Source organism: Allobosea sp. Leaf344 (genome assembly GCF_001426225.1).
Taxonomy (GTDB): domain Bacteria; phylum Pseudomonadota; class Alphaproteobacteria; order Rhizobiales; family Beijerinckiaceae; genus Allobosea.
Map to the genome: position 1 here is coordinate 1,207,021 of NZ_LMRT01000001.1, position 14,489 is coordinate 1,221,509.

Genomic DNA, 14,489 nt, shown 5'->3' on the forward strand with positions numbered 1-14,489 from the left:
GCGATGGCGCAGCTCAACCTGTTCAGCATCCCCGCCGGCGCGCCCTTCCTCGACGTGCTGGCGCAGGCCATGCTGGAGGGGCGCTTCGGCCGGGTTCATGACCCCGCCGATCCCACCGCCATGGCGCGGACCACGCTCTATCTGCCGACGCGGCGGGCGGCGCGGGCTTTCGCCGCCTGCCTCTCCGAGAAACTCTCCGGCCAGCCGCTGCTGCTGCCGCGGATCGTGCCGCTCGGCGATGTCGACGAGGCGGAGACCGCGCTGATCGGGGCCGGTGGCTGGGGCCCGGAACAGATCGCGCCGATCGCGCCGCTGGTCCGGCGGATGCTGCTGACCCAGCTGGTCGACGCCTGGGGCAAGGCGGCCAATCGCAGCCATCTCAGGCTCGATCCGGGCGAGCCGGCGCTGGTGCCCTCCACTTTGGCGGAATCCTACGGGCTGGCGGGCGACCTCGCCGCGCTGCTCGACCAGATGCAGACGGAGCGCGTGCCGGTGGAGCGGCTGAAGCAGCTGGATGCGGCGCGCTTCGACCAGGTCTGGCAGCTCAATGCCGGGTTCCTGGCCATTCTCGGCGAGAGCTGGCCGGCGCTGCTGGCCGAGCGCGGCGCCTGCGACCCCGCCGCCTTCCGCAACCGCATGCTCGCGGCCGAACGCGAGCGCCTGCTCTCGGGCGGGGTGACGGGCCCGATCATCGCCGCCGGCTCGACCGGCACGGTGCCCGCCACGGCCGATCTGCTGGCCGCCATCGCGCGGCTGCCGAACGGCGCCGTCATCCTGCCCGATCTCGACCTCGCTCTGCCGGAGCCGGCCTGGCGCGCCGTGGCCGAGGAACCGGCCCATTCCCATCCGCAGGCGGCCTTGCGCCAGCTGATGGGCACGCTCCAGGCGGAGCGCGACGACGTCACGCCGCTCGGCCTGCCCGATGCGGCGCGGGAGAGCCGCGCCGGGGTGCTGCGGGAAGCCCTGCTGCCGGCCTCGGTCAGCGAGGGCTGGGCCGATCTCAGGCAGAGGCTGCCGGAAGCGGCCTGCGCGCCCGGCTTCGCGGGGCTGCGCATCGTCGAGGCGGCGGCCGAGCGCGAGGAGGCGCTCAGCGTCGCCCTGGCCCTGCGCGAGACGCTGGAGGAGCCCGGCCGGCAGGCGGCGCTGGTGACGCCCGATCGCGGCCTGGCCGAGCGCGTCGCGGTGGAATTACAGCGCTGGGGCGTCAGCGTCGATGATTCCGCCGGTTTGCCGCTGGCGCGCTGGCCGGCCGGCGCGCTGCTGCGGCTGGTTTTGGAGGCGGCGCTGGCGCGGATGACCCCCGCCACGGTGACGCCGCTGCTGGCGCATCCGCTCTGCCGGCTCGGCCTGCCGCGGGCCCGGGCCTTGCAGGGGGCGGCGGCGCTCGAAATCGGCGCCTGGCGTGGCCGGGCCGTCGGCAAGGGCCTGTCGGGGCTGGAGGCGAGCCTCGCCGGGCTGCGCCCGCAGCCGGAGGAGCGCCATGTGCCGGGCCCGCGCAAGCGCCTGAGCGAAGCCGACGAAGCGGCGGCGCGCGACGTGCTGGCGGCGCTGGGCCTGGCGATGACACCGCTCTGCGATGCGCTGCATGCCGACGGGCCGGCGCTCTCCGCGGTGGCGGCGGCGGCCGGGCAGGCGATCGCGGCGGTGAGCCGCGACGAGGAAAGCCGCGTGCTCGGCTTCGGCGGCCCGGATGGCGAGGCGCTGAGCGGGCTCTTCGACGAGATCGCGGCCTCCGCGGAATCCATGCCGCAGGGCGGGCAGCCCGCCGATTTCGTGGCGATCCTCGACGGTCTTCTGGCGGAGCAGGTGGTGCGGCGCAGCGGCGGCGGCCATCCCCGCGTCAAGATCTGGGGCCTGCTCGAGGCGCGGCTGCTCGAGGCGGACCATATCGTGCTCGGCGGGCTGAACGAGGATGTCTGGCCGCCCAAGACGCGCACCGACGCCTTCCTGAACCGGCCGATGCGGGCCGAGCTCGGATTATCCGCCCCCGAGCGCCGCGTCGGCCAGACGGCCCATGATTTCGTGCAGGCGCTGATGGGCCGGCAGGTGACGCTGACGCGGGCGCGCAAGGCCGGCGAGGCCGAGACGATCGCCTCGCGCTTCTGGCTGCGGCTGAAGGCGGTGACGCCGCCGGCGCTATGGGCGAAATCCTGCGAGGCCGGCGACCGGCTCACCGCCCTGGCGGGACGGCTCAGCGCGCCGACGCCGGGCGTGGTGCCGGTCAAGCGCCCCGCGCCGCGGCCGCCGCGGCATCTGCAGCCGCGCGCGCTCAGCGTCACCGATGTCGAGACGCTCTATCGCGATCCCTACCAGATCCATGCCCGCAAGATCCTGAAGCTCGACGCGCTCGATCCGCTGGTCGAGGACCCGACCGCGCAGGATCGCGGCAGCCTGCTGCACGAGATCGTCGAGACCTTCGCGCGGACCTATCCGCGCCATCTCCCCGCCGATGCGCATGCGCAGCTCCTGGCGATGGGCGCCGCCGCCTTCGCGCGCTATGCCGGCACGCCCGAGGTGAAGGCCTTCTGGTGGCCGCGCTTTCTGCTGACCGCGGCGCATTTCATCGCCTGGGAGGAGAGGCGGCGCGGCGGGCTGGAGCGCGTCGCGGTCGAGGCCTTCACCGGCCAGAGCTTCCCGCTTTCCGACGGGAGCAGCCTGTGGCTCAGCGGCAAGGCCGACCGCATCGAGATCACGCGGGAGCCGCGCCTGCGGATCATCGACTTCAAGACCGGCGGCGCGCCGACCAAGGCACAGGTGCAGAAGGGTTTCGCCCCGCAATTGACGCTGGAGGCGGAGCTGGCGGCGCGGGCGGGTTTCGAGGGCGCGATCGGGCCGACTCCGGTCGAGTCGGTGCTTTATCTCAAGCTGCATCACGATCCCAAAGCCTGGGCCGAGGACAAGCCGCTGAGCTTCGGCGAGGAGCCCCTGGCCGATGTCGCGGCACGCCATCTCGCCAGGCTGCTGGAGCATGTCGAGGCGCTGCGCAGCGGGCGCGAGGCCTATCTGTCGCGGCGCGCGCCGGACTACATCAAATTCGCCAGCCCCTATGACCATCTCGCCCGGGTCAAGGAATGGTCGGCCGCCGCCGGCGAGGATGAGGACGCATGAAGCCGGGCTGGATCGTGCCGCCGCTCACCGACCAGCGCCAGGCGCTGGCGGCGGAACCGCGGCTCAGCGCCTGGGTCTCGGCCAATGCCGGCTCGGGCAAGACGCATGTGCTGGTCAACCGGGTGCTGCGCCTGCTGCTCGACGGGGTGGCGCCGGGGCGGATGCTCTGCATCACCTATACCAAGGCCGCCGCCGCCAATATGGCGAACCGGATCTTCCGGGTGCTGGGCGAATGGGCGACGCTGGACGAGCCGGCGTTGGACGCGGCGCTGGCGAAGCTGACCGGCGAGGCGCCGGCGCCGGGCCGGCGGGCGATCGCCCGGCGGCTCTTCGCGCAGGCGCTGGAGACGCCGGGCGGGCTGAAGATCGAGACCATCCACGCCTTCTGCACCAGGGTGCTGCAATCGGCGCCGTTCGAAGCAAATGTCCCGCCACGCTTCGAGATCGCGGACGACGTGGCGCAGGCCGAGATGCTGCGCGAGGCGCGGCGCGCGCTGCTCGCCGACGCCGCTTCCGATCCCGACGGCGCGCTGGCCGGGGCGCTGGCGCTGCTGGCGCGGCAGGCGGCGCAGGACACCTTCGACGCGATGATGCGCGAGGCCCTGCACCAGCGGGCGCTGTTCAGCGATGCGCAGGGGCGGGCCCGCGACCCGGCCGAGATCCTGGCCGGGATCAGCGCTTTCCTGAAGATCACACCGCGGCTGACGGCGGCCGAGGTGCATGCGGAGTTCCGCGACGACGTCGCGCGGCTGGGAGGGCTGCCGGCGCTGGTCGAGGCGCTGCAGGCCGGCAGCGAGACCCGCAAGCGCTTCGCCGCGACGCTGCGCGCGCTGATCGCCTGCGAGGATGGCGGCGACCCGGTCGGGTTCTGCCGCAAGGGCTTCATCACCGAGGCGGGTGCGATCAACCAGCATATCCGCGGCAAGGGCAAATCCGAATTCGAGCCGGATGTGCTGGAGACGCTGGAAAGCCTCGCCGCCAGACTGCTGGCGGCGGCCGAGCGCCTCGCCGCGATCGCCACGCGGGATCGCAGCCACGCGCTGGCGCTGCTGGTGACGCAGATGCTGGCGAGCTACCAGCGGCAGAAGAGCCGGCGCTCCCTGCTCGATTACGACGATCTGATCGCCCGCACCCGCTCGCTGCTCTCGCGCGTCGAGGCGAGCTGGGTGCTCTACAAGCTCGATGCCGGGATCGACCACATCTTGCTCGACGAGGCGCAGGACACCAGCGAGGCGCAATGGGCGATCCTGCGCAAGCTGGCCGAGGAGTTCAGCGCCGCCGATGCGGGGCCCAAGCCGCGCACGATCTTCGCCGTCGGCGACGAGAAACAGTCGATCTACGGTTTCCAGGGCGCGATGCCGAAGGCTTTCGGCGAGGAGCGCAGCCGGCTCAGCCTGCGCATCCGGGCCGCGGGTCAGCGCTTCGAGAGCGTCAGCCTGAATACCTCCTTCCGCTCGACGCCGGACATCATGCAGGCGGTCGACGCGGTCTTCGCGATGGAGGCCCATGCCGCCGGGCTGGTCTTCGACGGCGGGTCGCGGCCGGAGCCGCATGAGACGGTGCGCCGCAACGATCCGGGCTGCGTCGATCTCTGGCCGATCTCCGTCGACGATACGGGCGAGCCGCCCGATGCCTGGACGACGCCGGTGGATGCCGTGGAGCGGCGCAGCGGCACGGCCAAGCTCGCCGCGCGCATCGCGGCCGTGCTGTCGCGCTGGCGCAAGGCCGGGCATGACGATCTCGGGCGGCGCTTCGCGCCCGGCGACGTGATGATCCTGCTGCGGCAGCGCGGCGCGCTGTTCGAGGCGATCGTCAAGGCGCTGAAGGATGCCGATGTCCCCGTCACAGGGCGCGACCGGCTGACGCTCGCCGACCATCCGGCGGTGGAGGATCTGCTGGTGCTCGGGCGCAGTCTGCTCCTGCCCGAGGATGATCTGACGCTCGCCACCGCGCTGAAGACGCCGCTGCTCGGCCTCGACGACGAGGACCTGCTGCGGCTCGCGCCGGAGCGGACGGGCTCGCTGCGCCAGGCGCTGCAGCAGGCGGGCGCGACGGAGCCGCGCTACGCCGAGGCCGAGGCGCGGCTCGTGGGCATGGCGGCGGAGGCCGGGCGCTGCGGCCCCTTCCGCTTCTTCGCCGGGCTGCTCGGCCCGGGCGGCGGCCGCAGCCTGGCGCTGGCGCGGCTCGGCGCCGAGGCGGGGGATGCGCTGGACGCCTTCCTCAACGCAGCGCTCGACCATGAGAGGCGCTACGGCCCCTCTTTGGCCGGTTTCCTGCACCGCATCGGCGCGACCGCCACCGATGTGAAGCGCGATCTCTCGGCCAGCGCCGGCGAGGTCAGGGTGATGACCGTGCACGGCGCCAAGGGGCTGGAGGCACGGATGGTGATCCTGGCCGATCTCGCGCCCGAGCCCGGCGCCAAGCGCCTGCCCAAGATCCTGGCGGTTCAGCCGCCGCACGGCGCGGCCGTGCCGCTCTGGCCACCGGCCAACGCCGAGGATGCCGAGCCGACGCGCGACGCGAAGAAAAAGGTCGTGGCGCAGCTGGTCGAGGAGCACCACCGGCTGCTCTATGTCGCGATGACGCGGGCCGAGGACAGGCTGATCGTCTGCGGCGCCCAGGCGAAGGGCGAGATCCCACAGGGCAGCTGGTATGGGATGATCAAGGAGGGACTGTCCCAGGCGCCGCAGGGCCTGGCCGCGGTGCCGGCGCCCGATGGCGACGGCGAGATCTGCCGGTTCCGCGTCTCGGCGGCCGGCGCCGACGAGGCCGCGGACGGGCCCAAAGCAACAGCACCGGTGCCGCTGCCGGACTGGCTGCACCGCCAGGCCCCGGAGGAAGCCGAGCCGGCCCCGCCGCTGAAACCCTCCAGCGCCCTCTCCGCCGCGGATGGCGGCGAGCGCCCGGGCGACGGCCCCTATCTCGCCGAGGCCGCGGCCGCAGGGCGCCTCGCCCATCTCCTGCTGCAGCTCCTGCCGGATATTTCGCCGGCCCAGCGCCCGGGCACGGCGGCGGCGCTGGCCGCGTCGCGCGGCGCCGCGCTGCCGGTCGCGCGGCGCGAGCGGATCGTGGCCGATGCGCTGGCGCTGCTCGCCAGGCCCGATTTCGCGGCGCTGTTCGCCGCTGGCTCGCTGGCGGAGACGCCGGTCGCGGGCGCCATCACCCTGCGCGACGGCTCGCGCCGGATGGTCAGTGGCCAGATCGACCGGCTGGCGGTCGGCCCGGCCGAGGTGCTGATCGCCGATTTCAAGACCGCCGCGACCCCGCCACGCTCTGCCGAATTCATTCCCGCTGCGACGCTGGCGCAGCTCGCGGTGTACAGGGCGCTGCTGGCGCAGATCTATCCCGGCCGCAGGATCCGGACCTTGGTGATCTACACCGCCAGCCTCACGGCTTTCGATCTCGACGACGCCATTCTGGAAGCGGTGCTTGCAGGAATGACGGGTTAGACCTGCTTCCCTGCCCTGCCCCCGCGCCTTGACCGGGGGCATGGGCCTTCATAGCTTCCAGACGAACGCAGCGCGGCTGCGACCAGACGAGAATCGAAAGGCGATGGCCATGGCGACCAGCAAGGTAACCGATGCGAGCTTCGAGGCCGACGTCCTCAAATCCTCCGAGCCGGTGGTGGTGGATTTCTGGGCCGAATGGTGCGGCCCCTGCCGGATGATCGGCCCGGCGCTCGAGGAGATCGCGACCGAGATGAACGGCAAGGTCAAGATCGTGAAGATGAATGTCGACGAGAACCAGGCGATCCCGGCGCAGTTCGGCATCCGCTCGATCCCGACGCTGATGCTGTTCAAGGACGGCAAGCTCGCCTCGCAGAAGGTCGGCGCGGCGCCCAAGAGCGACCTTTCGCGCTGGATCTCCGGTTCCGTGTGAACCCCGCGAGCCGTTTCGACCGCAAGACCCGCCGGAGCCATCCGGCGGGTTTTTCATTGGGTTCAGGCGCCCTGCCTGGCCAGGGACAAGAGCGCCTCGGTGTCGAGATGCCGCTCCAGATGCCCGGCGAGCCGATCGAGCACCGCCTCGATCCCGGCCTCATAGGCCAGGCCCGAGCCGGCCAGGCCGAGCCCCGAGAGATAGGCGGCGCGGACGGAATCGCTGGCGAAGAGGCCGTGGAGATAAGTGCCGAGCACGCGCCCGTCGCGGCTCGCGGCGCCCTCCGGCCCCGAATCCGTCCGGAACGGCGCATGCGCGCGATCCGCGCCCTCGCTGCGGCCGAGATGGATTTCATAGGCCAGCCCCGCGCAGCCGCTGGCGGCGTGGGAGAAAGCGGTCTGGCGGACCGTCTTGTCGCGGTCGAGGACGGTGTCGACATCCAATAGGCCGAGCCCCGGCGCCTCCCCAGCGGGGCCCTCGAGTCCCAGCGGATCCCTGACCAGGCGGCCGAGCATCTGGTAGCCGCCGCACAGGCCGAGGACATGCCCGCCCCGGCGATGATGGGCGGCGATGTCGATATCCCAGCCTTCGCCGCGCAGCACCGCCAGATCGCGCAGGGTCGTCTTGGAGCCGGGCAGGATGACAAGATCGGCATCGCCCGGCAGGGCCTGGCCGCGGGGCACGAGCATGAGGTCGATCGCCGGCTCCGCCCTGAGCGGATCGAGATCGTCGAAATTGGCGATACCCGGCAGCATCGGCACGGCGATCTTCAGTGAAGCGCCCGGCTTGCGCGCGCCGGAGCGCAGATCGAGCCCATCCTCCGCCGGCAGCTGCGCGGCCTCGGCGAACCAGGGCACGACGCCGAAGCAGGGCCAGCCGGTCAGGCCCCGGATCGTCTCGATCCCCGGGGCGAACAGCGCGACGTCGCCGCGGAACCGGTTGATCGCGAAGCCGCGAATCATCGCGCGGTCCTCGGCGTCGAGCACGGCATGCGATCCGACCAGGCTGGCGATGACGCCGCCGCGATCGATGTCGCCGACCAGCACCGCCGGAACGGAGGCGGCGCGGGCGAAGCCGAGATTGGCGATGTCGCGCGCCCGCAGATTGGTCTCGGCCGGGGAGCCGGCCCCCTCCACGATCACCAGATCGGCGCCTTCGCCCAGGCGGGCGAAGCTCTCCAGCACCTGCGGCAGGAACTCGCCGCGTCGCTGGTAATCGCCGGAGGAGAGACGCCCGGCGACGCGGCCCTGCAGGATGATCTGGCTGCCCGTGGCGCTCTCCGGCTTCAGCAGCACGGGATTCATGTCGGTATGGGGGGCGATCCGGGCCGCCCGCGCCTGCAGCGCCTGGGCCCGCCCGATCTCGCCGCTGGGGGTGGCGGCGGCGTTGTTCGACATGTTCTGCGGCTTGAAGGGGCGCACCGCGAGGCCGCGATCGGCGAAGAGCCGGCAGAGCCCGGCGACGAGCAGGGATTTACCGACATTCGATCCGGTGCCGAGGATCATGATGGCTGGCGTGCGCGGCGGGCTCATGGCCCTGCCTATCCAGCCTCGGTGACGCCGCAAAGCGGAATCTGCGGCCGCGCGCGGCGAAACATCCTGCCGGAAACGAGTCGCCGGCCCACGCTAGAAAGGACGACCGCCAAAGGGGCGATGCAGCCGTCCAACCCGGCGTGAACCGGCGAGCCCATAGAACACTGACTTGTGATGAATGTCAACATTCATCATTCGATATGGTTTCGCCAGTCCTCGGGATGCGTCCGGCGCAGAGGCGTGATAAGGCGCGCTCTGCCTGAAGCTCCGGAAGCCGACCCGCCATGAACCCGATCTTCTCCGCCCTGCAGACCAGCGTCTTCGAAGTAATGTCGCAACTGGCACGCGAGACCGGCGCGGTGAATCTCGGCCAGGGCTTTCCCGACGATCCCGGCCCCGAGGACGTCCGCCGCAAGGCGGCCGAGGCGGTGATGACCGGCTGGAACCAGTATCCGCCGATGATGGGGTTGCCCGAGCTGCGCGAGGCGACCGCGGCGCATTACAAGCGCTGGCAGGGGCTGGATCTCGATCCCGCCAGCGAGATCATGGTCACCTCGGGCGCCACCGAAGCGATTGCCGGGGCGCTGATGGCGCTGATCACCCCCGGCGACGAGGTGGTGCTGTTCGAGCCGATGTACGACGCCTATGTGCCGCTGGTGCGCCGGGCCGGCGGCATCCCGAAATTCGTGACGCTGACGCCGCCGGCCTTCGGCCTGACGGAGGCGGCCCTGGCGCAGGCCTTCGGCCCGAAGACCCGCGTCGTCCTGTTCAACAACCCGCTGAACCCGACGGCGACGATCTTCAGCGAGGCCGATCTCGACCTGCTGGCGCAGTTCTGCGTCCGGCACGACGCCGTCGCGATCTGCGACGAGGTCTGGGAGCATGTCGTCTTCGACGGGCGCCGGCATGTGCCGATGCTGGCCCGGCCCGGCATGCGCGAGCGGACGGTGAAGATCTCCTCGGCCGGCAAGATCTTCTCGCTCACCGGCTGGAAGGTCGGGCTGGTGATGGCGGCGCCGCGGCTGATGCGGGTGCTGGCCAAGGCGCATCAATACATCACCTTCACCACCCCGCCCAATCTGCAGGCCGCGGTGGCCTATGGGCTCGGCAAGGAGGACAGCTATTTCGAGACGATGCGCGCCGATTTCCAGCGCTCGCGGGACCGGTTCGCGGCGGGGCTGAAGGCGCTCGACTATGCCGTGCTGCCGAGCGTCGGCACCTATTTCCTCAATGTCGACATCGCGCCGCTGGGCGAGAGCGACGATGTCGCCTTCTGCAAGCGGCTGGTCACCGAAAGCGGCGTCGCCGCCATCCCCGTCAGCGCCTTCTATGCGGAAGGCGCGGTCAGGACCATCGTCCGCTTCTGCTTCGCCAAGCATGATGCGACGCTGGATGCGGCGCTGGACCGGCTGGAGAGCCGCCGCGCCAAGGCCGCTGCGCGCTGAGCCTCAGAATTCGCGGCGGCGGGCCGGCGGCGGCGCCCGGCTCGCCGCCTCGACCATCGCGCCGGCGCTGGCGAGCGTCTTCTGCAGATCGGCGGAGAGCGCGGCCAATCCGGCCTCCTGGGCGGCCTGGACCGCCGAGACGATCTGGGTCAGGGCCTGCTGGGCCCCGCCTGCGTCACGCAGACGCAGGGCGAGCTTCACCCTGGCCAGCCCCTGCTCCGCCGTGCTTTCGGCCCAGCCCGGCAGCGCGCGATCGCGCTGGCGCTGCTCCAGGGCCTGGTCGAAACTCGCGACCGCCTCCTCCAGCACGATGGATTCGCCGTAGCGCTCGCCCATCGCGCTCAGCACCTGCCCCATGCCGTGATGCAGCCCGGCCCAGCGCTCGGGCGCGGTCTCGCGGGTCCAGACGGTCGCGGCCGCCTGATAGCTGTTGAAGGCCGCCTCGAACTCGGCCATGGCGCCCGTGCGGCGGCCGAGCGAGAACAGGGCCCGGCCCAGATCCTGGTGAAGCCGCGCCCAGGCGGCCGGATCGCCGGCCTGCTTCGTGCCGCCGAGCGCCGCGCGCAGCGCCGCGACCGCCTCCTCCACGAGATCGGTATCCGGGGTGGCGGCCTGCTCGTCGAGCTTCAGCAGGGTCGCGCCGAGATGGCGCTGCAACCGCGTCCAGAGCGCGGGATCCTGCGCCTGGCGCAGATCCTCGAGCGCCAGCCGGAAGCAAGATGCGGCCTCGGCCAGCCCGCCCGGCGCCTGGCCCGAAGACAGGCGCGCCAGAGCGAGGCCCAGCCGCTCCTGGGTCGCGGCCCACAGCACCGTATCGTCGAAACTGTCGAGCCCGGCCAGGATGACGCGCAGATGCGCGATGGCGGCGGGAAGACCCGTGCCATCCGACAGATCCTCGCTGCGCCTGATCATGACCTCGGCCTGGCCCAAAGCCAGCGCATGGCTGCGCGCGGGATCGGCGAGCCCGACCAGGGCCGAGGCCTCGCCCAGCCGGTCCGCCGCGTCGCGGTAGCTTTGGAGAGTGAGCGTCAGCAGGCTGGTCGCGCCGCGATCGGCCCTGACCTCGCCGGTGGCCAGGCGGTCCTCAAGCGACATCGAGCCGATGTCGCCGAGGCCGGAGAGAAGCTGCAGCTCGGCCTGGGCGAGAAGCCGGTCGCATTCGCCGAAGCGGCCGGCTTCGAGCGCCGCTGCGGCACCGGCGTAATGCGCCGCGATCGCGGCCGGCCGTCCCGGCCCGGCGAGGCGGGCGCGCAGCGCCAGGAAATCACCGGCCTTGCGCGCCAGAAGCCGATCGAGCCGGGCCCGGCCCAGCTCGCCCGCGAGCTTGCCGAGCGGCGCGATCATGGCGACCAGAGCGACATGGGGCAGGCCGCGGCTCTGCGAGATCTGCGCGACCGAAGACGCGAGGGTGTCTACCTGCATCTCCATCACCCCTCCGCCCAGAGCCGCCCCGCCGCTATCCCGTCACTTCGCGGCGATGACCGCGATCTCGACGGTGAATTGGGGCGCGGCCAGCTTGGCCTCGACAGTGGCGCGGCCCGGCGTCTGGCCGGCGGGGATCCACTTGTCCCAGACGCCGTTCATCTCGGCGAAGCTCGCCATGTCGGAGAGCCAGATATTGACCATCAGCAGCTTGGTCTTGTCGGTGCCGGCCTCGGCCAGCAGCCCGTCGATGATCGAGAGGATCTCCTGGGTCTGCTCGGCGACGCTCTTGCCGGCCGCCTTGTCCGCCACCTGGCCCGCGAGATAGACGGTGTTGCCGTGCACGACGGCCTTCGACATGCGCGGACCGACGCCGATGCGTTGAATGGACATGACAGGACTCCTGAAAAAGCGTGTTGCTGGTAACCCGCGACGGGCGATTTCGCAAACGGTCATGGTTGTCTTCCGCCGGCCGCGTCGGCCTAGCTCTCATAGACGATCCGAAAGGTCCAGAGTGTGACGCCGGCCGCCGGTTTCAGCCGGCCACCGCGGCGTAGCCGCCCCAGAGCGCGGCGTATCGCGCCGCCTTGCCGAGCAGGACCAGCAGGATGAAGCGCGGCAGGGGGTAATTCAGCGTGCCGGCGACGAAGGTCAGCGGGTCGCCGGCGACCGGCAGCCAGGCCAGGAGCAGCGAAGGCCAGCCGAAGCGCGAGAACCAGCCCTGGGCGCGCTGCAGCCCCAGCGGATCCGGCCGCAGCCGCGCCGGCAGGCGCTCGAGCCCGTGGCGGGCGATCAGGCGCCCCAGACACCAATTGACCACCGAACCGGTCGTATTGGCGAGCGAGGCGGTGACGAACAGCGCCAGCGGATCGGCCGCCTGCGCGGCGAGCAGCCCGACGAACACCGCTTCGGACTGGGCCGGCACCAGCGTGGCGGCGACGAAGGCCGCCGCCGCCATCGCGGCCAGCGCCTCCATCACAGGCGCCGCAGCGAGACCTGCTGGATCCGGTGGCTGGCGCCTTTGGTCAGGATCAGGCTGGCGCGCTGGCGCGTCGGCAGGATGTTTTCCTGCAGATTGGGCAGGTTGATGCCCGTCCAGAGCTGCTCGGCGATGGTCATCGCCTCCTCCTCGCCGATCTCCGCATATTTGCGGAAGAAGGAGCGGGGATCGCGGAAGGCGGTCTGGCGCAGGGTCATGAAGCGATTGACGTACCAGCGGTGCAGATCATGCTCGTCGGCATCGAGATAGACCGAGAAATCGAAATAATCCGAGACGAAGGGGATCACAGTCCCGTCCTTCGGCATCCGGCTCGGCTGCAGCACGTTCAGCCCTTCCAGGATCAGGATGTCGGGCCGCTCGACCGTGACGCTCTCGCCCGGCACGACGTCATAGACGAGATGCGAATAGACCGGGGCCGAGACCGAGGGCTTGCCCGCCTTCACATCGGAGAGGAAGCGCAGGAGCGCCGAGCCGTCATAGCTCTCGGGGAAACCCTTGCGCTGCATCAGGCCGCGGCGGTCGAGCTCGGCATTGGGCAGCAGGAAGCCGTCGGTGGTGACCAGCTCGACCTTCGGCGTGTTGGGCCAGCGCGAGAGCAGCGCCTTGAGCACGCGCGCGGTGGTCGATTTGCCGACCGCGACCGAGCCGGCGACCCCGATGATATAGGGCACCTTGACCTCGGCCTCGGCCATCAGGAAGCGCTGCGTCGCCTTGAACAGGCCCTGGGTCGCGGCGACATAGAGCGAGAGCAGGCGCGACAGCGGCAGGTAGATCGCGACGATCTCGTCCAGCGAGATCGGGTCGTTGATCGATTGCAGCTTGGTGAGATCGTCGACCGAGAGGGTCAGCGGCGTGTCGGCGCGCAGATGCGCCCACTCGTCCCGCGTGAAGGTGCGGTAGGGAGAGCCCAGATCGGGGTCGGCCGGGGCCGGGACGAGACGCTGGTCCATGGGACGACCCGCATTCCAGGCTTCGAGGTTCAACGCGCAACAATCCTCGACATCAACGGGGCCGCGCCGCCTTCTCCGCCAGGCCGGAGCGCGCAGTGCGGGCCTCAAGCTGGCCCAACACGTCCTGCAATGCAACATCGCGCGACAGAAGCACGACTAAGAGATGATAGATCAGGTCGGCGCTCTCGGCGATCAGCTCCTCCCTGTCGCCCTTCACCGCGGCGATCACGGCCTCGACCGCCTCTTCGCCCAGTTTCTTGGCGCAGCGCTCCGGACCGGCGGCGAGCAGCTTCGCCGTCCAGGATTCCTCCGGCGACGCCTTGGCGCGGCGAGCGATGATCGTCTCGAGATCGGCGAGGGTGAAACCGGTCATCGTTCAATCCAGCCGCATGGCGAGGCCGGCCCGCGCCATATGGGCCTTGGCCTCCGGGATGGTATAGGTTCCGAAATGGAAGATCGAGGCCGCCAGCACCGCGCTGGCATGGCCCAGAGTCACCCCCTCGACGAGATGGTCGAGCGTGCCGACCCCGCCGGAGGCGACGACCGGCACCGGCACCGCATCGGCGACGCGGCGGGTCAGGTCGAGATCGAAACCGGTCTTCGCCCCGTCACGGTCCATCGAGGTCAGCAGGATCTCGCCGGCGCCGAGCGCCACCACCTCCCGCGCATAATCCACGGCGTCGAGCCCGGTCGGCCGGCGCCCGCCATGGGTGAAGATCTCCCAGCGCTCGGGCCCGACCTGCTTGGCGTCGATCGCGACGACGATGCATTGCGCCCCGAATTTCTCCGCCGCCTCGCGCACGAAATCGCGCCGGTTGACCGCGGCCGTCATGATCGAGACCTTGTCGGCCCCGGCGAGCAGCAGCGCGCGGATATCCTCGACGCTGCGCACGCCGCCGCCGACGGTGAGCGGCATGAAACAGGCTTCGGCCGTCCGGGTGACGACGTCGAAGAGGATGCCGCGATCGTCGCTGCTGGCGGTGATGTCGAGAAAGCAGAGCTCGTCGGCGCCGGCCGAATCATAAGCCTTGGCGGCTTCGACCGGATCGCCCGCATCGACCAGATCCACGAAATTCACGCCCTTGACGACACGGCCGTCCTTGACGTCGAGACACGGGATGATGCGGGTCTTAAGGGTCATGCAAGCCGGGCT

General features: G+C 71.1%; 11 protein-coding genes. 4 read left to right on the top strand and 7 right to left on the bottom strand.

The genetic code is table 11. The features are described from left to right. Positions 1–3 precede the first annotated feature (3 nt). The 3 genes from addB (at position 4) to trxA (ending at position 6,987) form a co-directional block, all read left to right on the top strand. On the top strand, positions 4–3,108 hold the full coding sequence (gene addB, locus ASG72_RS05390; protein WP_056709724.1) for a double-strand break repair protein AddB: 3,105 nt from the start codon (positions 4–6) through the stop codon (positions 3,106–3,108). Beyond that, positions 3,105–6,557: a double-strand break repair helicase AddA gene (gene addA / locus ASG72_RS05395; RefSeq protein WP_056709726.1), complete on the top strand. Its 3,453-nt coding sequence runs from the start codon at positions 3,105–3,107 to the stop codon at positions 6,555–6,557. Before addB ends, addA begins: the two co-directional genes overlap by 4 nt. A gap of 109 nt (positions 6,558–6,666) precedes the next feature. Next, positions 6,667–6,987, top strand: a complete 321-nt coding sequence (gene trxA, locus ASG72_RS05400) for a thioredoxin (protein WP_056710003.1) — start codon at positions 6,667–6,669, stop codon at positions 6,985–6,987. 62 nt (positions 6,988–7,049) lie between these two features. Here trxA and ASG72_RS05405 read toward each other — a convergent pair whose 3' ends face one another. Further along, positions 7,050–8,519 (bottom strand): cobyric acid synthase, encoded by a 1,470-nt coding sequence (locus tag ASG72_RS05405; protein WP_244488699.1) that lies wholly within the window; start codon positions 8,517–8,519, stop codon positions 7,050–7,052. Between the two features lie 284 nt (positions 8,520–8,803). Between ASG72_RS05405 and ASG72_RS05410 the strand changes: the two genes are divergently transcribed. Beyond that, positions 8,804–9,964 (top strand): aminotransferase, encoded by a 1,161-nt coding sequence (locus tag ASG72_RS05410; RefSeq protein WP_056709730.1) that lies wholly within the window; start codon positions 8,804–8,806, stop codon positions 9,962–9,964. A 3-nt stretch (positions 9,965–9,967) separates the two neighbouring features. On the opposite strand, the gene ASG72_RS05415 is transcribed toward ASG72_RS05410, so the two are convergent. The 6 genes from ASG72_RS05415 to hisF all read right to left on the bottom strand — a co-directional run bounded on the left by ASG72_RS05415 (position 9,968) and on the right by hisF (position 14,477). Further along, the gene (locus ASG72_RS05415; protein WP_156395802.1) at positions 9,968–11,392 is read right to left on the bottom strand and encodes a hypothetical protein; all 1,425 of its coding nucleotides are present in this window, start codon (positions 11,390–11,392) and stop codon (positions 9,968–9,970) included. Positions 11,393–11,428: 36 nt separating this feature from the next. Then, positions 11,429–11,779 carry a RidA family protein gene (locus tag ASG72_RS05420; protein ID WP_056709732.1) on the bottom strand — a complete coding sequence of 117 codons (351 nt, stop codon included), beginning with the start codon at positions 11,777–11,779 and terminating at the stop codon, positions 11,429–11,431. Positions 11,780–11,921: 142 nt separating this feature from the next. Further along, positions 11,922–12,362, bottom strand: a complete 441-nt coding sequence (locus ASG72_RS05425) for a VTT domain-containing protein (RefSeq protein WP_056709734.1) — start codon at positions 12,360–12,362, stop codon at positions 11,922–11,924. Beyond that, positions 12,362–13,336 (bottom strand): type I pantothenate kinase, encoded by a 975-nt coding sequence (coaA, locus tag ASG72_RS05430; protein WP_056709736.1) that lies wholly within the window; start codon positions 13,334–13,336, stop codon positions 12,362–12,364. Before coaA ends, ASG72_RS05425 begins: the two co-directional genes overlap by 1 nt. A gap of 52 nt (positions 13,337–13,388) precedes the next feature. Next, positions 13,389–13,709 carry a phosphoribosyl-ATP diphosphatase gene (locus tag ASG72_RS05435; protein WP_056709739.1) on the bottom strand — a complete coding sequence of 107 codons (321 nt, stop codon included), beginning with the start codon at positions 13,707–13,709 and terminating at the stop codon, positions 13,389–13,391. A 3-nt stretch (positions 13,710–13,712) separates the two neighbouring features. Continuing rightward, on the bottom strand, positions 13,713–14,477 hold the full coding sequence (hisF, locus tag ASG72_RS05440; RefSeq protein ID WP_056709740.1) for an imidazole glycerol phosphate synthase subunit HisF: 765 nt from the start codon (positions 14,475–14,477) through the stop codon (positions 13,713–13,715). Positions 14,478–14,489 lie beyond the last annotated feature (12 nt).

Bases quoted from the DNA above. Each gene is read 5' to 3' on its own strand.
- trxA (WP_056710003.1), top strand. From the start codon at position 6,667: ATGGCGACCAGCAAGGTAACCGATGCGAGCTTCGAGGCCGACGTCCTC.
- ASG72_RS05420 (WP_056709732.1), bottom strand. From the start codon at position 11,779: ATGTCCATTCAACGCATCGGCGTCGGTCCGCGCATGTCGAAGGCCGTC.
- ASG72_RS05405 (WP_244488699.1), bottom strand. From the start codon at position 8,519: ATGAGCCCGCCGCGCACGCCAGCCATCATGATCCTCGGCACCGGATCG.
- ASG72_RS05410 (WP_056709730.1), top strand. From the start codon at position 8,804: ATGAACCCGATCTTCTCCGCCCTGCAGACCAGCGTCTTCGAAGTAATG.
- ASG72_RS05415 (WP_156395802.1), bottom strand. From the start codon at position 11,392: ATGGAGATGCAGGTAGACACCCTCGCGTCTTCGGTCGCGCAGATCTCG.
- addA (WP_056709726.1), top strand. From the start codon at position 3,105: ATGAAGCCGGGCTGGATCGTGCCGCCGCTCACCGACCAGCGCCAGGCG.
- coaA (WP_056709736.1), bottom strand. From the start codon at position 13,336: ATGGACCAGCGTCTCGTCCCGGCCCCGGCCGACCCCGATCTGGGCTCT.
- addB (WP_056709724.1), top strand. From the start codon at position 4: ATGGCGCAGCTCAACCTGTTCAGCATCCCCGCCGGCGCGCCCTTCCTC.
- hisF (WP_056709740.1), bottom strand. From the start codon at position 14,477: ATGACCCTTAAGACCCGCATCATCCCGTGTCTCGACGTCAAGGACGGC.
- ASG72_RS05425 (WP_056709734.1), bottom strand. From the start codon at position 12,362: ATGGAGGCGCTGGCCGCGATGGCGGCGGCGGCCTTCGTCGCCGCCACG.
- ASG72_RS05435 (WP_056709739.1), bottom strand. From the start codon at position 13,709: ATGACCGGTTTCACCCTCGCCGATCTCGAGACGATCATCGCTCGCCGC.